Genomic DNA, 21,889 nt, shown 5'->3' on the forward strand with positions numbered 1-21,889 from the left:
GCTGGCGATAGCGGTGTGTCAGTCACATAGATGTTGAATGTGCCATCGCTATCGCCAGCAAGCCGGCTCCTACAGGTCCGTACGTCTAGCTGTGCACCGTCCGTAGCCCCGTCGAAACTTTCTCGCTTGCCCCACGGTCATCAAAAGACAGGGGCAACCGAGGACCATTAGACGGGAGGCGACATGGCGGCGATTCACATCGGTATTTCAGGCTGGCGCTACACACCCTGGCGGGGGGGCTTCTACCCGAAGGGGTTGACCCAGAAGCGCGAATTGCAGTTCGCGTCACGGGCGGTCAACAGCATCGAAATCAATGGATCGTTTTACGCCCTGCAACGGCCTGAACGTTACGCGCAGTGGTACGCCGAAACCCCGGCGGACTTCGTGTTCAGCGTCAAAGCCCCACGTTTCATCACCCACATCAAACGCCTGCGGGACATTCACAAACCGCTGGCGAACTTCTTTGCCTCCGGGATCCTGGAGCTCAAGGAAAAACTCGGCCCGATCCTTTGGCAGTTCCCGCCCAATTTCAAATTCGACGTCGAACTGTTCGAAAGCTTCCTCGAGCAATTGCCCCACGACACCCAGCAGGCAGCCGCCCTCGCCCGCCAGCACGATTCGCACCTGCACGGCCCCGCCAGCCTGAAGGCGTACAAGAAAAAGCCGCTGCGCCACGCCGTTGAAATCAGGAACGAGACCTTTGTTGATCCGTCGTTCGTGCGCCTGCTCAAACGCTACAACGTAGCGCTGGTTATCGCTGACACCGCCGGGAAATGGCCGTACCGTGAAGACGTCACCAGTGATTTCGTTTACCTGCGCCTGCACGGTGCCGAAGAGCTCTACGCCAGCGGTTATACGCCTGAGGCGCTGGAGCGCTGGGGCGAGCGGATCGACGCCTGGAACCACGGTCAGCAACCGACGGATCCGCAGCTGATCGCACCTCGGCAAAAGCCGAAAGCGCGCAAGTCCCGTGAAGTGTTCTGCTATTTCGACAATGACATCAAAGTGCGCGCACCCTTCGATGCGCGGCGCTTGCTGGAGCACTTCCACCTCGACAAGGATCTCGCCACCCGTCCCGGTGAACCGGTCGCCGAAGGAGTGCTGTCATGAGTATTTCCGAACCGGTCGGCACTACCGACGAACAGCAACCCATCATCACCGCCGTGCGCAGCTTTACCGTGCTGACGGTCAACACCCACAAGGGTTTCACCGCGCTGAACCGGCGCTTCATCCTGCCGGAATTGCGCGAAGCAGTGCGCAGCGTGTCCGCCGACGTGGTGTTTTTGCAGGAAGTCCACGGCACCCACGAACACCATCCGCAGCGCTATACCAATTGGCCGGCAATGCCGCAGTACGAATTTCTCGCCGACACCCTGTGGCCGCAATTTGCCTACGGCCGCAACGCGGTCTATCCGGAGGGTGATCACGGCAATGCGCTGCTGTCGAAATTCCAGATCATTCGCCATGACAACCTCGACGTCTCGATCAGTGGCCATGAGAACCGCGGCATCCTGCATTGCGTGTTGCGCCTGCCGGGCGATGCCCGGGAAGTGCACGCGATTTGCGTGCATCTGGGCCTGCGTGAAACCCACCGCACGGAACAACTCAAGTTGTTGGCGCGACGCCTCGAAGAGCTTCCGGAAGATGCTCCGGTCATCGTCGCCGGCGATTTCAACGATTGGCGCCAACGTGCCGATGCACTGCTCAAGCCCTGTGGTTTGCGCGAGGTGTTCGCCGAGCACCACGGCAAACCGGCACGCAGTTTTCCGGCGCGGTTGCCGGCGTTACGCCTGGACCGCATCTATGTGCGCAACCTCAAGGCCAGCCGTCCGCAAGTGCTGGCGGCGCGTCCTTGGTCACACCTTTCCGACCACGCACCGCTATCGGTGGAGATCGAGCTATGAGTAGCGCACCGATGGAAAAAGCCACCGTTGAACACATACCGACCACTCCGCCGGTACGTGAGCCCGGCGTCGTCGACGTTGAATACGGCTGGCAGGGCAACAACCTTGTGGAAATGCTGGAAAACGGCGAAGCGTATTTCCCTCGGGTATTCGAGGCCATGCGCCAGGCCAAGACCGAAATCCTCCTGGAAACCTTCATTGTGTTCGAGGACAAGGTCGGCAATGAGCTGGCAGAAGTGCTGATCGAGGCGGCGCAGCGCGGTGTACGGGTCACGGCCAGCCTCGACGGATTTGGCTGTGGCGAGTTGACTACCGGGTACCTCACTGCATTGAGCCAGGCCGGCGTACGTCTGCAAATATTCGATCCGGCCCCCAAGCATCTGGGCATCCGCACCAACTGGTTCCGCCGCCTGCACCGCAAGATTGTGGTGGTGGACGGTACGATTGCGTTCATCGGCGGGATCAACTTTTCCGCCGATCATCTGGCCGACTTCGGCCCCGAGGCCAAGCAGGATTATTCCGTCGAAGTGCAAGGCCCGGCGGTGGCAGACATTCATCATTTCGCCTTGCTGCAAAGTGGCCGCCCGGGGCGCGCCAAGTACTGGTGGCAGCGTCGTCGGCAGCGGCGTTCGGAAATGGCCTTCAGCGACCACGACGGTCAGGTTCGCCTGGTGTACCGCGACAACGGTGATCATCGCACAGACATCGAGGAGGTTTACCGGGAGGTGCTGCGCAGTGCCCAGCGCCGCGTCGTGATCGCCAATGCCTACTTCTTTCCGGGATATCGCTTGCTGCGCGAAATCCGCAACGCCGCTCGCCGTGGCGTTGATGTGCGCCTGATTCTGCAGGGCCAACCGGACATGCTGGTGGCCAAACTGGCGGCACGCATGACCTACGACTATCTGCTCAAGTCCGGCGTGCAAATCTACGAATATTGCGAACGCCCGCTGCACGGCAAAGTCGCGCTGGTGGATGAGGACTGGAGCACTGTCGGCTCAAGCAATCTCGACCCGTTGAGCTTGTCCATGAACCTGGAAGCGAATGTGTTGATCCGCGACCGTGCCTTCAACCGCGATCTGTTTGAACGGCTCGAGGTGCTGAGCAATAACCACTGCAAAGCCATGTCAGCGGACAAGTCACCGCGCGGACGGATCTGGCACATGACCGTCGGTTTTCTGGTGTTTCACTTCCTGCGCCACTTCCCGGCATGGGCCGGTTGGCTGCCCGCGCACAAACCTCGTCTGAAACCCTTCACTCATCCCGCCGGGAGCGACCACCATGGACCGCGTTGAAGCTCACTCGGCACCTCACGATGACAGCGCAACACCTGTCCCGGAAAAGAAAACACGCTGGAGCCGCTGGAAAAAACCGCTGACGATGCTGTTTTTCCTGGCGTTGATCGTGCTGTTGACGATGCTTGCCCAGCGCCTGGAATGGGATGAAGTGTTCCACACCCTGGCCAATTTCAAGGTACGCACGCTGATCATTGCGTCCGGCCTGACGCTGGTCAGTTTTCTGGTGTACGCCTGCTTCGACCTGATCGGCCGCACCTACATCCGCCAGGACCTGACCTGGAAGCAGATCTTGCCGGTGGGGATCATCAGTTACGCCTTCAACCTCAATCTGAGCGCGTGGGTCGGCGGCATTGCCATGCGGTATCGCCTGTACTCACGCCTGGGGGTGAGCAAAAGCAACATCGCGAAAATCCTCGGGCTGAGCCTGGCGACCAACTGGTTCGGCTACATGGTGATTGCCGGCGCAGTGTTCAGCAGCGGACTGGTCAGAATGCCCCCCGGCTGGAAGTTGAGCAGCGATGCATTGCAGGGTGTGGGCGTGTTGCTGCTGGTGGTGAGCGCGGGATACCTGGCGGCGTGTCGGTTCTCCAAGCGTCGGGAATGGGCGATACGCGGAGTGGAAATCAACCTGCCGTCGTTGCGAATGGCGACGCTGCAGCTGGCCCTCGGGGCGCTGAACTGGTCGCTGATGGCGGCGGTGATTTTCACGCTGCTGCCGAGCAAGCTGGATTACCCGCTGGTGCTGGGCGTGTTGCTGATCAGTGCGATTGCCGGGGTAATTACCCACATTCCTGCCGGGCTCGGGGTACTGGAAGCGGTGTTTGTGGCGCTGTTACAGCATGAGGCTTCGCGAGGAAGCCTGGTGGCGGGGTTGCTGGCGTATCGGGCGATCTATTTTATTTTGCCGTTGCTGATTACGTTGGTGATGTATTTGGTGGTGGAGGCCAAGGCGAAGTCGCTGCGGATTGCCAAGAAACCTTCATGAGATAGGTGTGGTGAGGCGGATGACACTATCGCGAGCAGGCTCGCTCCCACAGGTTGATCGCGGTCAAAATGTGGGAGCGACGGTGCGGCGATCCGACCTGCTCGCGATGATCGCAAGAACACTACGAATCTCACTTCGATTGGATAATGCTCAACCGCTCGCCCACCACCATCTCGGTAATCCAGTCCACCAGAATCGAGGTATACGCCTGTTGCGAAACTGGCTCGCTCAGCGCGTGATCGGCGCCGTCAATGATCCGGTGCGTGAGCGAATGGGTCTGCTGGCACGCGGCGCGGTAGCTCATGATCGTGGCGTGAGGCACGAAGTCGTCTGTCTCGGACTCGACCAGCAGCACATCCCCGGTGAATTGCGAGCAGGCATGCAGGGCACGATTGCTGTCGGCGCGCACCAGCGTGTTGCGGTAATCGCGCAAATCCGCCTTGTCCAGTTCACGCTTGGGCGTGTGCCATTCATCGTCGCGATACAGCGCCGGCACCCGCAGCGCCAGCCAGCGCACCGGGCGCAACGAGGTCAGAATCGACGCCAGATACCCGCCATAACTGGTGCCGACCACCGCAATGGCGGAGGTATCGAGCGCCGGGTGGGCGAGCAAGCGGTCGTACGCCGCCAGCAAGTCGCGCAGGTTGTCTTCGCGCGTTACGCGAGTGAGCGGAATACCCGTGCCGCCGGTGTGCCCGCGCAAGTCGAACGTCAGGCACACGCAGCCCAGCCCGGCGATGCCCTTGGCCCGTTCAAGATCCCGCTCCTGGCTGCCGCCCCAGCCGTGCACAAACAACACGCCTGGGACTTTCGATTTGGGGCTCAGAAAAGTCCCGCTCATCTGTTCATCATCGATGTCGATCTGAATGGTTTCGCTTCTAGCCGTCATAGGATTTGACCGTTACGTACTTGAGAAGAAAGTCACTGTTTTCCGCTCGCCCGCGGTACACCTCGATGGCGTCCGCCGGCAACGGTTGATCGATGTAGGTTTCCACCGAAGACACGCGAATCGCGCGCATCCCCGGGTCGTTGACGAAACTCTGCAACGCCGCCACTTCGGCACTGCTGGCACCGCCCATGCGCCATGATTGTTCGAGGACACCGCTGCGCGGTTTGCCGTTGCTGTCCAGGCCTTGGGCAATGTCATAGTTGCGGCGCGAGGCATAGAAACCGGGATAGGCCTCGTCCGCGGCACTGTCGAACACTTGCGCCTGCCGGATCGCCAGTCGCACATCGTCAGGCAGGTCCAGTTCCAGCAGGTCTTCGTAACCACCCTGCACCACCAACAGATTGGAACCTCCATAAACCTGCTCGCCCTGACCGTCTTCGGTCAAGTATTGATCGCCGCAGTAACTCAGGATCTTTCCACCGATAAAGCTCTGGCCGACGCTGTGGGTGATCACTTTGTCGAGATCCTGTTCGAGCACCACGCCCTCGTTGAACAGTGCCTTGGCATCCGCGCGAGCCAGCACGGTATCGAACTGGTCGAGGCTTTTGATCACTTCCTGCCCGCGCCCGGCACAGGCATGAATCGGTTTGATGCGGATAGGCCCGGCATAGAGCAGATGCTCTGCGGCGGGTCGCGCATCGTCGAAAGAAAACACGCTGAGGCCATCGAGCACGACGTTGCGTACCCGTTCGGAAAACAGCGGTGACCAGCCTTCCGGCGCTAGCGCATGCTTATTGCGTAATCCGTGGCTGATGGCTTTGGTGCAGATGAAATCATGGTCGACGTAGCCGCCCCACATATCCTCCGGCCCCTTGACGCCCAATGCCCGGGCAGCAGCGACGCCGACCAGGGTTTGGGTCGGCAAGAGATAAAGGTCGCGGCCATGGTGAAGTTCGGCGTCGTAACTGCCGCCGAACTTGAGCCCGAGGATCTGCGCCAGCCAACGGGCCAGCGCGCGATTGGTTTCGACTTCGTGCAGGGGCGCCTCGGCGCGGACCGAGTGGGCGACCACCAGTTTCTTGCGGCTTGTTGGGGTCATGCGTCCCCCTTCAATCGGCTTTTGATGAATGTAGTTGAAGGGGTGCAGAGATCAAGCCAAGGGCGATTGGAGTGAAACGTTTTTCAAATCAGGCAGTTGCGAAATCAGTGATAGCAATGAGCCTGTCTTATTCTGCACGAGACCCGTCATGACTCCTGTATTTTGCACGATTCTGGCCTTCCACTGATCCCACAGGGATTGGGGTGTTACGACTACCGGGTTGCGACAGTGGGCGTCACGCCAAACCGTGACCGGTAATCACTCGGCGCCAACCCGGTGATCTTCTTGAACGTCGCCCGGAACGCGCCTGGATCTTGATAGCCCACGGTCCACGCGATGTGGTCGATGGTGCCGTTGGTGAACTCAAGCATTTCCCGCGCCTTGCCAACCCGCAGGTGCTGGCAGTACTCGGTGGGTTTCAACCCGGTCGCCGCGCGGAAGCGGCGCAGGAATGTGCGTTCTTCCAGCCCTGCCCGCTCGGCCATTGCCGTCAGCGATACATCGGTGGCCCCGGTGCTTTGCAGCCAATGCTGGACCTTGAGAATCGATGCGTCGCCATGGCTGAGAATCGGTGAAAAATTACTGCCGCATTCACTCGCGCTGTCGCTGTGTTCCACCACCAGAAATCGCGCGGTGCCGGTGGCGATACTCGGGCCGAGCAGACGGTCTACCAGGCGCAGGCCCAGCTCGGACCAGGCCATCAGCCCGGCGGTCGTGATCAGGTCGCCGTCGTCGACAATGGGCGTATCGGCCTTGAGTTTGATCGCCGGATAACGCTCGGCGAAAGTTTTGGCCGAGGTCCAGTGGGTGGTTGCGCTGCGGCCGTCGAGCAAGCCGCTTTCGGCCAGCAGAATCGAGCCCACGCAGACGCCACCAAGGGTTGCGCCCTGCGCATGTTGCCGGCGCATCCAGTGGATCAACGCCTGCGGTGCCTGGCCTTCGGAAAATCCGGCAATCGACGGCGGAATCAACACCGCCACCAATGGACGGTCGGGCCCCGGATGACTGTCGTAAACCCGCTCGGGCGTCTGCTCGCCATCAACACGCCAGTGGCTGACCCGCAGCAGCGGCAACTGCGCGGACTGATGCTCGGCGGCAATCCGGTTGGCCACGCCGAACAAATCCGTCAGCCCGTGCACCGCCGCCATCTGCGCGCCGGGATAAATCAGCACGCCGAGTTCGGCGATTGCCCTTTGTGCATCCATTGTCAGTTTTCCCCCTTCTATTGTCGGTGCGGCCAATCCCCGGTCGGCCTGCCAGAGCCAATACTTCGTTCCACACCCAACCCACACATTTCGAGGAAACAGCCATGGCCAAGCAAGCACTCATCGTAGTCGATATCCAAAACGACTACTTCCCCCAAGGCAAGTGGCCGTTGGTCGGCGCCGATGCTGCCGCCGACAACGCCGTCCGTTTGCTCAAGGCCTTTCGCAATGCCGGTGATTCGGTGGTGCACATCCGTCACGAATTCACCTCCGAAGAAGCCCCGTTCTTCACCCCGGGTTCGGAAGGCGCGAAGCTGCACCCCAAAGTCCTGAACCGCGAGGATGAGCCGGTAGTGCTCAAGCACTTCGTCAACTCGTTCCGTGAAACCGAACTGAAATCGATCCTCGACGAGCAAGGCATCAAGGAACTGGTGGTTGTCGGCAGCATGAGCCATATGTGTGTCGACGGCATTACCCGCGCCGCGGCGGATTTCGGCTACACCGTCACCGTGATCCACGACGCCTGTGCCTCACGGGACCTGGAATTCAACGGCGTCACGGTGCCCGCCGCCCACGTTCACGCCGCCTTCATGTCGGCCCTGGGTTTCGCCTATGCGAGCGTGATTTCCACCGACGAATTCCTGGCGGCCAGCCGCTAACCGCCTAACGTATTGATCAACTTCCGAAAAGGGCCCGCCGCGTTTCAGCGCTGCGGGCCCTTTTTGCTGGCCGGAAAAAGTAATGCGAAAAATCTCACGCGTGAGCTATTGAGAGTGGCAAAAATTGCCTGTAGTGTTTCCCACGCGTGAGTTTTTCACATCGAGGTCAGCCCCATGAAAAGCAGCTCTCCATCGAGCCCCCCTACCGGGCCCGAGACCGATCCAGCAAGCCGCAAGGGAGAGCGCGCGAAACCGTCCGCGAAAAAACCGTCGAGCTTCTACATGAAGCAGATGCGCGCGGGCCTGGGTGCCGCCGGTTATGTGAAACACGAGACTTGGGTGCTTCCCGAAAACCGAAGCCTGCTCAAGCAGATGGAGAAACAGCTTCGCCAACCGATTCTGGCTGGCTCATTCATGTCGGAGAATTACATGAGCGCAGGTACAAACTGGAACATTGATCGCCTCTTCACCGCCCTTCAGGCCCTGGACGAAGTGGTTTCGAATGACATCACGCTTTCTCTCGTTCAAGGCTCCGAGTCCAGCATCAAGCTGGAAATGAACGATTTCGGTGGCTTGCCGATTTACATCGCGGTGGTAGGCGACCAGATCATCGTCGATACCGTTCTGGTCGACGTCGAGTCCATCAACGACGTACCGGCCTTTAACGACGCCGTGCTGCGCAGCCGGGAGATGTTCCCGCTGTCCTCGATCGGTATCGAGTCCATGCCGAACGGGCAGATTGTCTACAACATGTTCGGCGCCCTGAGCTCCGACTCCAGCCTGACGAACATCGTGACCGAGGTTAAAACCCTGGTCGACAACGTCCAGCGCGCCAGCGAAGCCTTCGAACGTTTCTTCAATTAATTATTCGGTAACAGGAAATATCCAATGACTCAGTCCATCTGGAGCAAATTGTTCACCGCGCTGCGTGGCGGTGCCACTGAAGTCGGCGAATCGATCGTCGACCAACAGGCCCTGCGCATCCTCGACCAGGAAATCCGCGATGCGGACAGCGCCCTGGCCAACGCCAAGCGTGAGCTGGTCACCATCATGGCCAAGCACAAACTGTCGGCTGATCGCGTCAGCGAGTACAACGCCAAGATCAAGGACCTGGAATCCAAGGCCCTGGCCGCGATCCAGGCCAACCGTGAGGACCTGGCGCTGGAAGTGGCCGAAGCCATTTCGACCCTGACCAACGAACTGGACGTCGAGCAAAAGCAGGCCACCGAGTTCGGCGGTTACGCTGAAAACATGCGCAAGGACATCACCAAGGCCGAAAACCGCATCAAAAGCCTGCGCCAGCAAGTCGACATGGCCAAGGCCCGCGAAAGCGTGCAGAAAGCCCAGGTCAGCGCTTCGATTGCCAGTGGCGGCGCCAACGGCAAGCTGGAAACCGCGGTCGGTACGCTGAACCGCCTGCAGGCCAAGCAACAGCAACGCGCTGCGGAGCTGGAAGCTCAGGATCAACTGGCCGATGCATCGACCGGTACCGACCTGGAACGCAAATTGCGCGACGCCGGCATCACGCCGAACGAAGGCAGTGCCAATGCGATTCTGGAACGCCTGAAGAAAAAATCGGCTGAGTAACTTTGCCGGACGCATAACCTGTGGGAGCTAGCCTGCTAGCGATTGCGATCTGCCAGTCGACATTAATGCTGACTGATACATCGCCATCGTCGGAACGCCGCCCGGAGCAGGCTCGCTCCCACAATGGATTGCGTTTCAGTTTTCGTTGAATCGAGGTCAAGGATGGATGCCCTGAAGGGTTTCAAGACAATCGCAGGCCTGGCGCTCTTCATGGTCGCGTTGCAAGTGTTCAACTTTGCGACCGGCTACAGCCTCATGTCATTCGGCCTTATCCCGAGAACCGTGTACGGTCTGCCCGGCATCATCACCTCGCCTTTCCTGCACGCCTCCTTTGCGCACCTGAGCGCGAACATGATTGCCTTTCTGATACTGGGCACCCTGGTCATCATCGAAGGACTCAACCGCTTCATTGTGGTCAGCGCGATCATTATTCTGCTGGGCGGCGCGCTGGTCTGGCTGTTCGGTTTTCCAGGCGTACACATCGGTGCCAGCGGCTGGATATTCGGATTGTGGGCGTACCTCCTGGCGCGCGCCTGGTTCCAGAGAAGCTGGGGCAACCTGATAACGGCCAGCGTCGTGGCCCTGCTCTATGGCGGGATGATTTTTGGCTTCCTGCCTCGCCAGGGTGTTTCCTTCGAAGGTCATCTGTTTGGTGCGCTCGCCGGATTTATTGCAGCCAAGGTACTTTTCTCGGCGCCGCGCAGCAGGTTTAATGCCGCCGGTTGAACGCACTCGAGCATTCAGACGCCGAGGCGATGAAATCGCCAGGAACAAGCACCCACGGAGTCAGGGACGAAATGTCGATTTTTCTTTTATTGCGCATGTACGCCTCGCCCCTCTTCCACCGCTTCGGCTGGGCGGGTTTGGTCATTGCCTTGGGCGTACACCTGATAACGGCTTATCTGGGCCTGGTATTACTGGGCGAACAACACCTCACTGCCCCCGCCACGTTTACTTACTTCTATCTGACCACCACACTCACCGTCGGCTATGGCGACCTCGCGCCGCAGACAGCGGCGGGACGGATTTTCGTGGCCACCTGGGTCATGCTCGGGGGCATTGCGCTGCTGACGGCAGCCATCGGCAAAACCACCAGCAGCGTCATCGATGCATGGAGAAAAGGCATGAAGGGCAAAGGCGATTTCACCGGCAAGGTCGGCCATACGGTTCTCATCGGCTGGGAAGACGCGTCCAGCGAGCGAGTCATTGAATTGCTGCTTCAGGACGAAACCTCGAACGACAACCTGATCGTCATTTGCGATTGCACCCTCGAAGAAAACCCGATGCCGGGCAAAGCGACCTTCATCAAAGGTGAAAGCCTGTCCTCCGTGGCTTTGTTGCTGCGCGCCGGCGTTCCCGGAGCCGAACGCGTGCTGGTGCGAACCCATTCAGACGACCTGACCCTGGCCACCGTGCTGGCGGTCAATCAACTGAAGCCTGTCGGGCATGTGGTCGCTCATTTCAATGACAGTGAAATCGCCGCCCTCGCCAGCGCCTACGCGCCCAGCCTGGAATGCACCTCGAGCATGGCCATCGAGATGCTGGTGCGCGCTTCTCAGGATCCGGGCTCGTCAGTGGTCATCAATGAACTGCTGTGCGTGGGTCAAGGCGCCACTCAATACCTGATGAAACTGCCCGAGGCCTTCGAGGCCACGTTCGGCGATCTGTACACTCGGATGAAAGAACACCACAACGCCACGCTCATCGGTTATCGCGCCAAAGGTGCCACACAACCGTCGATCAACCCGCCCAGCGCTACGCGTGTTGAGGGCGGCGAACTCTTCTACATCGCCTCCACTCGCCTCAAGGAAATCTCCAATGGGATGGTTTAAACAGTTGATGGGGCTTGAGGCCCCGAACGCGACCCCAGAGTCGAAATGGACCACCAGCGAAACCCCGCCGCCAGCCACCGGCCCGTTGGGTCTCGGATTGGGCAAGGGCGTGATGTTCGACACCTCCCTGAGATTGTTGCTCGACGGCAACACCACGGTGACCATCCCGGGCTCGCAGCAGATCTGGAGCAACGGCACCGTCGACCTCGGGCAATCGACCTGGCTGTCGCGCTATTACATGAACGACGAAGACTACTGGCTGCAAGTGCACACCACCGGCGACATCGCCGGGCAGGTCGAGTCTGTGATCCTGTTCAATTACCTCAGTTACATCACCATCAGCAGTGAAGCGGAGCTGCGCCGACTGGCCGGTCCGCAAAGCCTGATCGGGTTGCCGACCTACACCCATAACGGCGTCGAATACGCCCGCGAATGGGGCAGCGAGAATGGCCAGACCGAATTGGTGGCGTTGAGCGAACAGCTGAAAAACCCGGAAGAATCCTACGGCATCGAGCACCGTTCAATGCTGTACGCCCGCGAAACCGGCCTGACCGATCGCCGGGAATTCCTGCTTTTTTCTGTCGAAGAAGACGCCGAAGGCACCATCAGCTTGAGTACGTCGCTGGGCATCTCGCTGTACACAACCGACCTGAACACGTTCTAAAAAAGGAAGCAGTCCATGCTAGAAGCACTCTCCATCTCCCTGAACAAAGCCGCCGTGTTCGGGTTTGTCGCGTACATCATCGGCGCCGCTGTGCTCTTCGCGCTGTTCCAGTTCATCTACACCCGCATCACTCCGCACAAGGAGTTCGAACTGATCCGCTCGGGCAACGTTGCCGCCGCAATCGCTCTGGGCGGAGCCCTCATCGGTTTCGCGATTCCGGCCAGCAATGTGATTGCCTACTCGATCAGCCTGCTCGACTTCGTCGTCTGGTCGCTGATCGCAGCAGTCGTGCAACTGCTGGCGTTCCTGGTGACCAGCCTGGTGTTGAAAGGCACTTCCGAACGGATCAAGAAAGGCGAAATCGCGGCGGGTGTCTATGTCGCGGCCGTGGCTATCAGCGTTGGCATGTTGAACGCCGCCTGCATGACCCCTACCCCGAACTGATTGCGCCCGGAGATCCCGATGAAACGAAGCAAGTACGTTCAGCTTTCGCTGGCAGCGTCGGTCGCCATGGCGATATCAGGCTGCGGGCCGACGGAAAAAACCTACGCGGTGCAGAAGAAGTACAACTTCCAGTCCGTTCAGCAGTGTGCCGATGAAAAACTTCCGGTGGATGTCTGCTCGGACGCCTACATGACGGCCATGGCCGAGCATCGCCGCATTGCGCCGGTGTACGACAGCCAGGCCGATTGCGATGCCGACTTCGTCGCCGACTGGTGCCAGCAGGATTCCGCCGGCAAGTTCATCCCCAAGCTCGGCGGTTTCGAACTGACCGCCGATGGCCAGGTGACGCAATCCCAAGTGGACGCGGCCAAGGCGCAATTACCTGCCTCGGAAACGGCGAACACCGGTGGCTCGGGCTTCTCCACCAGCAGCCTGCTGACCGGCCTGCTGATCGGCAACATGCTCAGCAGCAACCGCAACAGCTACTACTCCGAGCCGGTGTACCGCTATCGCGATGATCGCGGCAGCTACTCGAACTCGACGCTCAGCCAGCGGATTGCCAAGGGCTCGACGTTCACCAAGTCCAATCAGGCGCGGTACGGCAGCAGCAACTACGCCGACTCGGTTCGTTCTTCCACCAGCAAGCCGGTTTCCGTTGCCTCGTCCACCTCCCGTGGCGGCTTCGGCAGCAAGGCCAGCGCACGCAGCGGCTGGGGCGGCGGCGGGTCGAGCAGTTAAGGAAACCGGCCCATGAAGAAGATCCACTGCGCAGAACGTCCTGACTGGAAACAGACAGCCGAGAGTCTCGGCTTTCTGTTTCACACCATCGACAACGAACCCTACTGGGACGAGAGCGCGTATTACCAGTTCTCGCTCAAGCAGATCGAGAATGATCTCGAAGACCCGACCACCGAGATCCATGAGATGTGCCTGGACCTGGTGGCCCGCGTGGTGCAGAGCGAGGAGCTGCTGGAGCGCCTCAGCATTCCCGCGCCGTTCTTCGACATGGTCCGCACCTCATGGCTCGAAGGTCACCCGCACCTGTACGGGCGCATGGACTTTTCCTACAACGGCAGCGGTCCCGCCAAGTTGCTGGAACTCAACTACGACACGCCGACCAGCCTGTATGAGGCGGCGGCGTTTCAGTGGGGCTGGCTGGAGCAATGCATCGAACGCGGCGTGCTGCCCAAGCAGGCCGACCAGTTCAACAGCATCGACACCAAACTGCATCAGGCCTTCGCTCAATTGCAGCTCAAGCAACCCTTCTACTTCGCCTCGATGAAAGACTCGGTCGAAGACAAGGGCACCACCGACTACCTGCGGCTGGTGGCGGAAAAGGTCGGCATCGAATCACGCCACATCGATATCGAAGACATCGGCCTGACCAGCGACGGACGTTTCGTCGACCTCGAAGATCGCTGGATTCCTCACCTGTTCAAGCTGCACGCCTGGGAGTTCATCTTCCATGAGCCCTTTGGTGCCGCGATTGCCCAAAGTGACACGCAGTTTTTCGAGCCCGCGTGGAAATCCATCATCTCCAACAAAGGCATCCTGCCGCTGTTGTGGGAATTCAACAAAGGTCATCCGAATTTGCTTGCAGCGCACGTGGATACCGATCCGGGTAAAGCTGTGCCTAAAGGCTGGGTGCGCAAGCCGTTCTTCTCGCGGGAAGGCGCCAACATCGAGCTGCAAACAGCCGACGGTCTGATCGTGAAAGAGGACGGGCCCTACACCGATGCGCCGTTTATCCTTCAGGAGTTCGCGCCGTTGCCGCAGTTTGGCGACAGCTTTACCTTGATTGGCTCTTGGGTGGTTGGCGATCAAGCGGCCGGTATCGGCGTGCGGGAAGACAACAGTTTGATCACCAAGGATTCGAGCCGGTTCTTGCCGCATCTGATACTCGACTGATCACTAAAAAAAGGCCGTTGGGGACATATCGCGAGACGGCCGCAAGACTTACGGCTGAAATGCCGGATAATGGCGGCCATTCGTCTAGCCGTTATTCTGGTAATCCCCCATGGAAATCAAGGTCAACTTTCTCGACAACCTTCGACTTGAAGCCAAGTTCGATGACTTCACGGTGGTGGCCGATCAACCTATCCGCTACAAGGGCGATGGCTCGGCACCGGGTCCGTTCGACTACTTCCTGGCGTCGTCGGCGTTGTGTGCCGCCTACTTTGTGAAGTTGTACTGCAGCACGCGCAATATCCCCACGGATAATATCCGGCTGTCGCAGAACAACATTGTTGACCCGGAAAACCGTTACAACCAGATTTTCAAGATCCAGGTCGAGCTGCCGGCAGACATCTCGGACAAGGACCGCCAGGGCATCCTGCGTTCCATCGACCGCTGCACCGTGAAAAAAGTGGTGCAAGCCGGGCCTGAGTTTGTAATCGAAGAAGTGGACAACCTCGACGCCGATGCCCAGGCGTTGCTGATGCCGGCTTCCAGCTCTGAGGCGAGCACTTACATTGTCGGCAAGGACCTGCCGCTGGAGCAGACCATCGCCAATATGTCGGCCATTCTGGCGGACCTGGGCATGAAGATTGAAATCGCCTCGTGGCGCAATATCGTTCCCAACGTGTGGTCGCTGCATATTCGCGATGCGCACTCGCCGATGTGCTTTACCAACGGCAAGGGCTCGACCAAGGAAAGCGCGCTGGCGTCGGCGTTGGGCGAGTTTATCGAGCGACTCAACTGCAACTTCTTCTACAACGACCAGTTCTGGGGCGAAGACATCGCCAACGCGGCGTTTGTGCACTACCCGGACGAACGCTGGTTCAAGCCTGGCCGAAAAGATGAACTGCCGGCGGAAATCCTCGACGCGTACTGCCTGAAGATTTACAACCGCGACGGCGAGTTGCGCGGCTCCCATCTGATCGACACCAACTCGGGCAACGAAGAGCGCGGCATCTGCTCGCTGCCTTTCGTGCGCCAGTCGGACGGCGAGGTGGTGTATTTCCCGTCCAACCTGATTGAAAACCTGTTCCTGAGCAACGGCATGAGCGCCGGTAACACGCTGGCCGAAGCCCAGGTGCAGTGCCTGTCGGAGATCTTCGAGCGCGCAGTCAAACGCGAAATCATCGAAGGTGAATTTGCATTGCCGGACGTGCCGGCCAATGTGCTGGCGAAGTACCCCGGAATTCTGGCCGGTATTCAGGCGCTGGAAGAACAGGGCTTCCCCGTGTTGGTGAAGGATGCGTCCCTGGGCGGTGAATTCCCGGTGATGTGTGTCACCTTGATGAACCCGCGAACCGGCGGTGTTTTCGCCTCATTCGGCGCACACCCGAGCCTGGAAGTGGCGCTGGAACGCAGCCTCACCGAGTTGCTTCAGGGCCGCAGTTTCGAAGGACTCAACGACTTGCCCCAGCCGACGTTTGAAGGTCATGCGGTGACCGAGCCGAACAACTTCGTCGAGCACTTCATCGACTCCAGCGGCGTGGTGTCGTGGCGCTTCTTCAGCTCCAAGTCCGATTACGAATTCGTGGAGTGGGACTTCTCCGGCCAGGGTGAAAACTCGAACACCGACGAAGCCGCGACGCTGTTCGGCATTCTCGAAGGCATGGGCAAAGAAGCCTATATGGCGGTGTATGAGCACATTGGCGCAACGGCCTGCCGCATCCTGGTGCCGGACTATTCAGAAATCTATCCCGCAGACGATCTGATCTGGGATAACACCAACAAAGCGCTGTTTTTCCGCGCCGATATCCTGAACCTGCATCGCCTGGACGAAGACGAACTGAAAACGCTGGTCGAGCGTCTGGTGGAAAGCGAGCTGGACGACTACACCGACATCACCTCCCTGATCGGCATCGAATTTGACGACAATACCGCTTGGGGTCAGCTGACGATCCTGGAGTTGAAGCTGCTGATCTATCTCGCCTTGCAGCAATATGAAGAGGCAAAAGAGGCAGTGGAAATGTTCCTGCAGTACAACGACAACACGGTCGAGCGCGGCTTGTTCTACCAGGCCGTCAATGTGGTGCTGGAGATGAAGCTGGACGAAGACCTGGAACTGGAAGACTACGAGGCCAACTTCCGCCGGATGTTTGGCAGCGAGCGGACGGATGCAGCGATCGGCTCGGTAGATGGCAGCGTGCGTTTCTATGGCTTGACGCCGACCAGCATGAAACTGGAGGGGCTCGACAGGCATCTGCGGCTGATCGAGAGCTACAAGAAACTGCACACGGCGAGGGCCGCCGTAACCACGTCATCCCGTTGAGCACAAATCTGTAGGAGCCGGCTTGCTGGCTCCTACAAAACAGCGTGCAAAAGAAAACCCCCGACCAATCTAGAGGACTGATCGGGGGTTTCGAGGTTAAACCTTACAAAGGTCTAAGCCATATCCTAGAACGGGATATCGTCATCAAAGCTGTCGAAATCCGGAGCCGGTTGCGGAGCAGCCTGCTGTGGAGCCGGAGCCGAACGCTGTTGCGGAGCCGACTGTTGCGGGCGTGGAGCCTGCTGACGTGGAGCCGGAGCGGACTGCTGGTAGTTGTTGCCCCCACCTTGTTGGTCGCCCTGTTGTGGACGGCCGCCGAGCAGTTGCATGGTGCCTTGCATGTCGACCACGATTTCAGTGGTGTAACGCTTGATACCGTCTTTTTCCCACTCGCGGGTCTGCAGCTTACCTTCGATGTAGACCTGCGAACCTTTACGCAGGTATTCACCGGCGATCTCGGCCACCTTGCCGAACATCGAAACACGGTGCCATTCAGTCTTCTCGACCTTCTGACCGGTTTGCTTGTCGGTCCACTGTTCGCTGGTCGCCAGACTCAGGTTGGTCACGGCGTTACCGTTAGGCAAGTAGCGAACTTCGGGATCCTGGCCGCAAGTGCCGACCAATATGACTTTGTTAACCCCACGGGCCATAACGTTCTCCTAGGCTACGCACGCTGCCCCGGCCGGGTTGTTCACCAGGCGCTCAAGGGTGGTACGATCCAATAGTTCTGTGTCCAATTTGATGTAAATCGCCGCTTCATCAGCAACGACTACCGCATCTGTTACCCCTACGACGGCCTTCAGGCGCTCAACCAGACCCGCTTCGCGGATCGCCTCGGGCGACAACGGCAAGCGCAGGCTCGTGACATAAGGTGGTTCGCGCATGGTAACAGCAAAGACCAGCCAGAGGGCAGCCAGGCTGGCGCATCCGAGGAATACAACCGACAAACCGCCATGCTGGAAAAGCCAGCCGCCGAGGATCCCGCCCAGCGCCGAACCGAGGAACTGGCTGGTGGAATAAACCCCCATCGCCGTGCCTTTGCCGCCTGCCGGTGAAACCTTGCTGATCAGCGATGGCAACGAAGCTTCCAGCAGATTGAACGCGGTAAAGAACACCACCGTGCCGATCACCAGAGCCCGCAGGCTATCGCCGAACTGCCAGAAGAATAGCTCAGTGAGCATCAGCGTCAGCACCGCGCCCAATAAAACTCGTTTCATTTTGCGTTTCTTCTCGCCGTAGATGATGAACGGGATCATGGCGAAGAAGGAGATCAGCAGTGCGGTCAGGTAGACCCACCAGTGCTGCTCTTTGGGCAGCCCGGCTTTTTCGACCAGGGCCAGGGGCAAGGCAACGAAGCTCGACATCAACATCGCGTGCAACACAAAAATGCCCAGGTCCAGGCGCAGCAGGTCCGGATGCTTGAGCGTCGGTATCAGTGCCTGACGCGCAACGCCCGATTCACGATGCTGCAAGGGGCCGGTGGACCGCGGCACCATGAACATCACAATCACGATGCCGAACAGCGCCATGCCGCCCGTGGCGAAGAACAATCCGGACAGACCGAAGGCTCGGGTCAGCAAAGGTCCTACAACCATGGCGACAGCGAACGACAGACCAATCGTCATGCCGATCATGGCCATGGCTTTGGTCCGATGCTGTTCCCGGGTCAGGTCCGACAACAGCGCCATGACGGCTGCGGAAATCGCCCCGGCGCCTTGCAGGATGCGTCCGGCGATGACGCCCCAGATCGAATCGGCATTGGCTGCCAGCACGCTGCCGAGGGCAAAGATAATCAGCCCCAGATAAATCACCGGACGACGGCCGATGCGGTCGGAGATGAAGCCGAAAGGAATCTGAAAGATCGCCTGGGTCAGGCCGTAAGCGCCAATCGCCAGCCCGATGAGGGCCGGGGTCGCTCCTGCCAGATCCATCCCATAGGTCGCCAGTACCGGCAACACCATGAACATGCCAAGCATACGGAAGGCGAACACCAGGGCCAGACCGCTTGCTGCGCGGGTCTCACTGCCACTCATGCGTTCGCTGTGGGGATCGTGCATGGAAAAACCTCATGTGAACCGGCGGCGATTCTACCAGTCCCATCGATTGACGGGGTATATCGCGACGCTTTGACGCGCTCCGCTGACAGACTCTTCATGTAAGACATCAACCCGCTCGTTTGATAGTGTGCATCCATCCAGTATTTGGCCGTATACTCCTACGTTTTCGACGCCCGCCAAGCGAGGCCACTTTGGACAAGATCCTGATTCGTGGGGCCCGAACCCACAACCTGAAGAACATCGACCTGACCCTGCCACGGGACAAACTGATCGTTATCACCGGCCTGTCCGGATCCGGCAAATCGTCCCTGGCGTTCGACACGCTGTATGCCGAAGGCCAACGCCGCTACGTCGAATCACTGTCGGCCTATGCCCGGCAGTTTTTGTCGATGATGGAAAAACCTGACGTCGACACCATTGAAGGTTTGTCGCCAGCCATTTCCATCGAACAGAAGTCGACCTCGCACAACCCGCGCTCGACGGTCGGCACCATCACCGAAATCTACGACTACCTGCGTTTGCTTTACGCACGCGTTGGTATTCCGCGGTGTCCGGACCACGACATTCCGCTGGAAGCGCAGACCGTCAGCCAGATGGTTGACCTGGTCCTCGCCCAACCGGAGGGCAGCAAGCTCATGCTGCTGGCCCCGGTGATTCGCGAGCGCAAAGGCGAACACCTTTCGGTCTTCGAAGAACTGCGCGCCCAGGGCTTTGTACGCGCCCGGGTCAACGGCCGGCTCTGCGAGCTGGACGAGTTGCCGAAGCTGGATAAACAGAAGAAGCACTCGATCGATGTGGTGGTCGACCGCTTCAAGGTTCGCGCCGATCTGCAACAGCGCCTGGCCGAGTCGTTCGAGACCGCGCTGAAGCTGGCGGACGGGATTGCCCTGGTCGCGCCGATGGACGACGAGCCCGGCGAAGAGATCATCTTCTCCGCGCGCTTCGCCTGCCCGATCTGCGGCCACGCCATCAGCGAGCTGGAACCCAAGCTGTTCTCCTTCAACAACCCGGCCGGCGCTTGCCCGACGTGCGATGGCCTGGGGGTCAAGCAGTTCTTCGACATCAAGCGACTGGTGAACGGCGAGCTGACATTGGCCGAGGGTGCGATTCGCGGCTGGGACAGGCGTAACGTCTATTACTTCCAGATGCTCGGGTCGCTGGCCTCGCACTACAAGTTCAGCCTCGAAGTGCCGTTCAACGACCTGCCCGCCGATCAGCAGAAATTCATCCTGCATGGCAGCGGTTCGCAGAACGTCGACTTCAAATACCTGAACGACCGTGGCGACATCGTCAAACGCTCGCACCCATTCGAAGGCATCGTGCCGAACCTGGAACGCCGCTACCGCGAAACCGAGTCGGCTTCGGTGCGTGAAGAGCTGGCCAAGTTCCTGAGCACGCAACCTTGCCCGGATTGCCGTGGCACGCGCCTGCGTCGTGAGGCGCGGCACGTTTGGGTGGGTGAGAAGACGCTGCCGGCGGTGACCAATCTGCCAATTGGCGATGCTTGTGAGTATTTCGGCGTGCTGAAGCTCACTGGGCGCCGCGGCGAAATTGCCGACAAGATTCTCAAGGAGATTCGCGAGCGCCTGCAGTTCCTGGTCAACGTGGGTCTCGACTATCTGTCGCTGGATCGCAGTGCCGACACGTTGTCCGGTGGCGAGGCTCAGCGAATTCGCTTGGCCAGCCAGATTGGCGCCGGTCTGGTGGGGGTTCTGTACATCCTCGATGAGCCGTCGATCGGTCTGCATCAACGCGATAACGATCGGCTGCTCGGCACACTCAAGCACCTTCGCGACATCGGCAATACGGTGATCGTGGTCGAGCACGACGAAGATGCAATTCGCCTGGCGGATTACGTGGTGGATATCGGTCCGGGCGCTGGCATCCACGGTGGGCATATCGTCGCCGAAGGTACCCCGGCAGAGGTCATGGCCCATCCTGACTCGTTGACCGGTAAATACCTGTCTGGCCGAGTGAAGATTGCCGTTCCAGGCAAGCGCACACCGCGCAACAAGAAGTTGTCGCTGTCCCTCAAGGGCGCTCGTGGTAACAACTTGCGCAACGTCGATCTGGATATTCCTATCGGTCTGTTGACGTGTGTGACCGGTGTATCTGGCTCGGGCAAGTCGACGCTGATCAACAACACGCTGTTCCCCTTGAGCGCTACGGCACTCAACGGTGCAACGACGCTTGAGGCGTCCGCTCACGACAGCATCAAGGGCCTGGAGCATCTGGACAAGGTCGTCGATATCGACCAGAGCCCGATCGGTCGTACGCCGCGCTCCAACCCGGCGACGTACACCGGGCTGTTCACGCCGATTCGTGAATTGTTCGCCGGCGTGCCGGAGTCCCGTTCCCGCGGCTACGGCCCGGGCCGCTTCTCCTTCAACGTGAAGGGCGGACGCTGCGAAGCGTGTCAGGGCGATGGCCTGATCAAGGTGGAAATGCACTTCCTGCCGGACATCTATGTCCCGTGCGACGTCTGCAAGAGCAAGCGCTACAACCGCGAAACCCTTGAGATCAAGTACAAGGGCAAGAGCATCCACGAAACCCTCGAGATGACTATCGAGGAAGCGCGGGTGTTCTTCGATGCGGTTCCGGCGTTGGCACGCAAGCTTCAGACGTTGATGGATGTGGGCCTGTCCTACATCAAGCTGGGGCAATCGGCGACGACGCTGTCGGGGGGTGAAGCCCAGCGGGTGAAGCTGTCCCGTGAGCTGTCCAAGCGCGATACCGGCAAGACGCTGTACATCCTCGATGAGCCGACCACCGGCCTGCACTTCGCGGATATTCAGCAATTGCTGGACGTACTGCATCGATTGCGCGACCACGGCAACACCGTGGTGGTAATCGAGCACAACCTGGATGTGATCAAGACGGCCGACTGGCTGGTGGACCTGGGGCCGGAAGGCGGCTCCAAGGGCGGCCAGATCATTGCTGTCGGCACGCCGGAAGAAGTGTCAGAGATGAAGCAGTCTCACACCGGCTTCTACCTCAAGCCGCTGCTGGCTCGCGACAGGGACTGATTCGGGCCCATGAAAAAGCCC

At 59.6% G+C, this 21,889-nt stretch carries 20 protein-coding genes; 15 read left to right on the forward strand and 5 right to left on the reverse strand.

Annotated elements, in window-relative coordinates:
* The first annotated feature begins 183 nt into the window (after positions 1 to 183).
* Genes ACRC4F_RS28705 through ACRC4F_RS28720 form a run of 4 tightly spaced genes read left to right on the forward strand, consistent with a single transcriptional unit; the run spans position 184 to position 4,184 of the window.
* Positions 184 to 1,110: a DUF72 domain-containing protein gene (locus ACRC4F_RS28705; RefSeq protein WP_438662370.1), complete on the forward strand. Its 927-nt coding sequence runs from the start codon at positions 184 to 186 to the stop codon at positions 1,108 to 1,110.
* Positions 1,107 to 1,904: an endonuclease/exonuclease/phosphatase family protein gene (locus ACRC4F_RS28710; RefSeq protein WP_438662371.1), complete on the forward strand. Its 798-nt coding sequence runs from the start codon at positions 1,107 to 1,109 to the stop codon at positions 1,902 to 1,904. The genes ACRC4F_RS28705 and ACRC4F_RS28710 overlap by 4 nt, the downstream gene beginning before the upstream one ends.
* Complete coding sequence (gene clsB / locus ACRC4F_RS28715; protein ID WP_438662372.1) at positions 1,901 to 3,196, forward strand: cardiolipin synthase ClsB; 1,296 nt, start codon at positions 1,901 to 1,903, stop codon at positions 3,194 to 3,196. The genes ACRC4F_RS28710 and clsB overlap by 4 nt, the downstream gene beginning before the upstream one ends.
* Positions 3,183 to 4,184 (forward strand): lysylphosphatidylglycerol synthase domain-containing protein, encoded by a 1,002-nt coding sequence (locus ACRC4F_RS28720; protein WP_438662373.1) that lies wholly within the window; start codon positions 3,183 to 3,185, stop codon positions 4,182 to 4,184. Before clsB ends, ACRC4F_RS28720 begins: the two co-directional genes overlap by 14 nt.
* A gap of 130 nt (positions 4,185 to 4,314) precedes the next feature.
* On the opposite strand, the gene ACRC4F_RS28725 is transcribed toward ACRC4F_RS28720, so the two are convergent.
* The 3 genes from ACRC4F_RS28725 to ACRC4F_RS28735 all read right to left on the reverse strand — a co-directional run bounded on the left by ACRC4F_RS28725 (position 4,315) and on the right by ACRC4F_RS28735 (position 7,377).
* Positions 4,315 to 5,073, reverse strand: coding sequence for an alpha/beta hydrolase family protein (locus ACRC4F_RS28725; protein WP_109635233.1), 759 nt, complete (start codon positions 5,071 to 5,073; stop codon positions 4,315 to 4,317).
* Positions 5,063 to 6,172: a DUF3182 family protein gene (locus ACRC4F_RS28730; RefSeq protein WP_438662374.1), complete on the reverse strand. Its 1,110-nt coding sequence runs from the start codon at positions 6,170 to 6,172 to the stop codon at positions 5,063 to 5,065. The genes ACRC4F_RS28725 and ACRC4F_RS28730 overlap by 11 nt, the downstream gene beginning before the upstream one ends.
* Positions 6,173 to 6,384: 212 nt before the next feature.
* Positions 6,385 to 7,377, reverse strand: a complete 993-nt coding sequence (locus ACRC4F_RS28735; RefSeq protein WP_438662375.1) for a GlxA family transcriptional regulator — start codon at positions 7,375 to 7,377, stop codon at positions 6,385 to 6,387.
* A 104-nt stretch (positions 7,378 to 7,481) separates the two neighbouring features.
* Between ACRC4F_RS28735 and ACRC4F_RS28740 the strand changes: the two genes are divergently transcribed.
* From ACRC4F_RS28740 to ACRC4F_RS28785, 10 genes are all read left to right on the forward strand, one after another.
* On the forward strand, positions 7,482 to 8,036 hold the full coding sequence (locus ACRC4F_RS28740) for a cysteine hydrolase family protein (RefSeq protein WP_438662376.1): 555 nt from the start codon (positions 7,482 to 7,484) through the stop codon (positions 8,034 to 8,036).
* Positions 8,037 to 8,318: 282 nt separating this feature from the next.
* The gene (locus ACRC4F_RS28745) at positions 8,319 to 8,900 is read left to right on the forward strand and encodes a YjfI family protein (RefSeq protein ID WP_438662377.1); all 582 of its coding nucleotides are present in this window, start codon (positions 8,319 to 8,321) and stop codon (positions 8,898 to 8,900) included.
* A 24-nt stretch (positions 8,901 to 8,924) separates the two neighbouring features.
* Positions 8,925 to 9,623 carry a PspA/IM30 family protein gene (locus ACRC4F_RS28750; protein WP_109635239.1) on the forward strand — a complete coding sequence of 233 codons (699 nt, stop codon included), beginning with the start codon at positions 8,925 to 8,927 and terminating at the stop codon, positions 9,621 to 9,623.
* Positions 9,624 to 9,785: 162 nt separating this feature from the next.
* Positions 9,786 to 10,349, forward strand: a complete 564-nt coding sequence (locus ACRC4F_RS28755; RefSeq protein ID WP_438662378.1) for a rhomboid family intramembrane serine protease — start codon at positions 9,786 to 9,788, stop codon at positions 10,347 to 10,349.
* A gap of 71 nt (positions 10,350 to 10,420) precedes the next feature.
* The gene (locus ACRC4F_RS28760; protein ID WP_438662379.1) at positions 10,421 to 11,455 is read left to right on the forward strand and encodes an ion channel; all 1,035 of its coding nucleotides are present in this window, start codon (positions 10,421 to 10,423) and stop codon (positions 11,453 to 11,455) included.
* On the forward strand, positions 11,442 to 12,119 hold the full coding sequence (locus ACRC4F_RS28765) for a DUF2491 family protein (RefSeq protein ID WP_438662380.1): 678 nt from the start codon (positions 11,442 to 11,444) through the stop codon (positions 12,117 to 12,119). Before ACRC4F_RS28760 ends, ACRC4F_RS28765 begins: the two co-directional genes overlap by 14 nt.
* A gap of 15 nt (positions 12,120 to 12,134) precedes the next feature.
* Positions 12,135 to 12,563, forward strand: a complete 429-nt coding sequence (locus ACRC4F_RS28770; RefSeq protein WP_438662381.1) for a DUF350 domain-containing protein — start codon at positions 12,135 to 12,137, stop codon at positions 12,561 to 12,563.
* Positions 12,564 to 12,581: 18 nt separating this feature from the next.
* Complete coding sequence (locus ACRC4F_RS28775) at positions 12,582 to 13,301, forward strand: DUF1190 domain-containing protein (RefSeq protein WP_438662382.1); 720 nt, start codon at positions 12,582 to 12,584, stop codon at positions 13,299 to 13,301.
* A gap of 12 nt (positions 13,302 to 13,313) precedes the next feature.
* Complete coding sequence (locus ACRC4F_RS28780; RefSeq protein WP_438662383.1) at positions 13,314 to 14,471, forward strand: glutathionylspermidine synthase family protein; 1,158 nt, start codon at positions 13,314 to 13,316, stop codon at positions 14,469 to 14,471.
* A gap of 109 nt (positions 14,472 to 14,580) precedes the next feature.
* Positions 14,581 to 16,785, forward strand: coding sequence for an OsmC domain/YcaO domain-containing protein (locus ACRC4F_RS28785; RefSeq protein WP_438662384.1), 2,205 nt, complete (start codon positions 14,581 to 14,583; stop codon positions 16,783 to 16,785).
* Between the two features lie 125 nt (positions 16,786 to 16,910).
* On the opposite strand, the gene ACRC4F_RS28790 is transcribed toward ACRC4F_RS28785, so the two are convergent.
* Positions 16,911 to 17,435, reverse strand: a complete 525-nt coding sequence (locus ACRC4F_RS28790; RefSeq protein WP_008081898.1) for a single-stranded DNA-binding protein — start codon at positions 17,433 to 17,435, stop codon at positions 16,911 to 16,913.
* 9 nt (positions 17,436 to 17,444) lie between these two features.
* On the reverse strand, positions 17,445 to 18,842 hold the full coding sequence (locus ACRC4F_RS28795; RefSeq protein ID WP_438662385.1) for an MFS transporter: 1,398 nt from the start codon (positions 18,840 to 18,842) through the stop codon (positions 17,445 to 17,447).
* A gap of 191 nt (positions 18,843 to 19,033) precedes the next feature.
* Between ACRC4F_RS28795 and uvrA the strand changes: the two genes are divergently transcribed.
* Positions 19,034 to 21,868 (forward strand): excinuclease ABC subunit UvrA, encoded by a 2,835-nt coding sequence (gene uvrA / locus ACRC4F_RS28800; RefSeq protein WP_438662386.1) that lies wholly within the window; start codon positions 19,034 to 19,036, stop codon positions 21,866 to 21,868.
* Positions 21,869 to 21,889: the final 21 nt, after the last annotated feature.

Source organism: Pseudomonas sp. (assembly GCF_051660785.1).
GTDB lineage: Bacteria > Pseudomonadota > Gammaproteobacteria > Pseudomonadales > Pseudomonadaceae > Aquipseudomonas.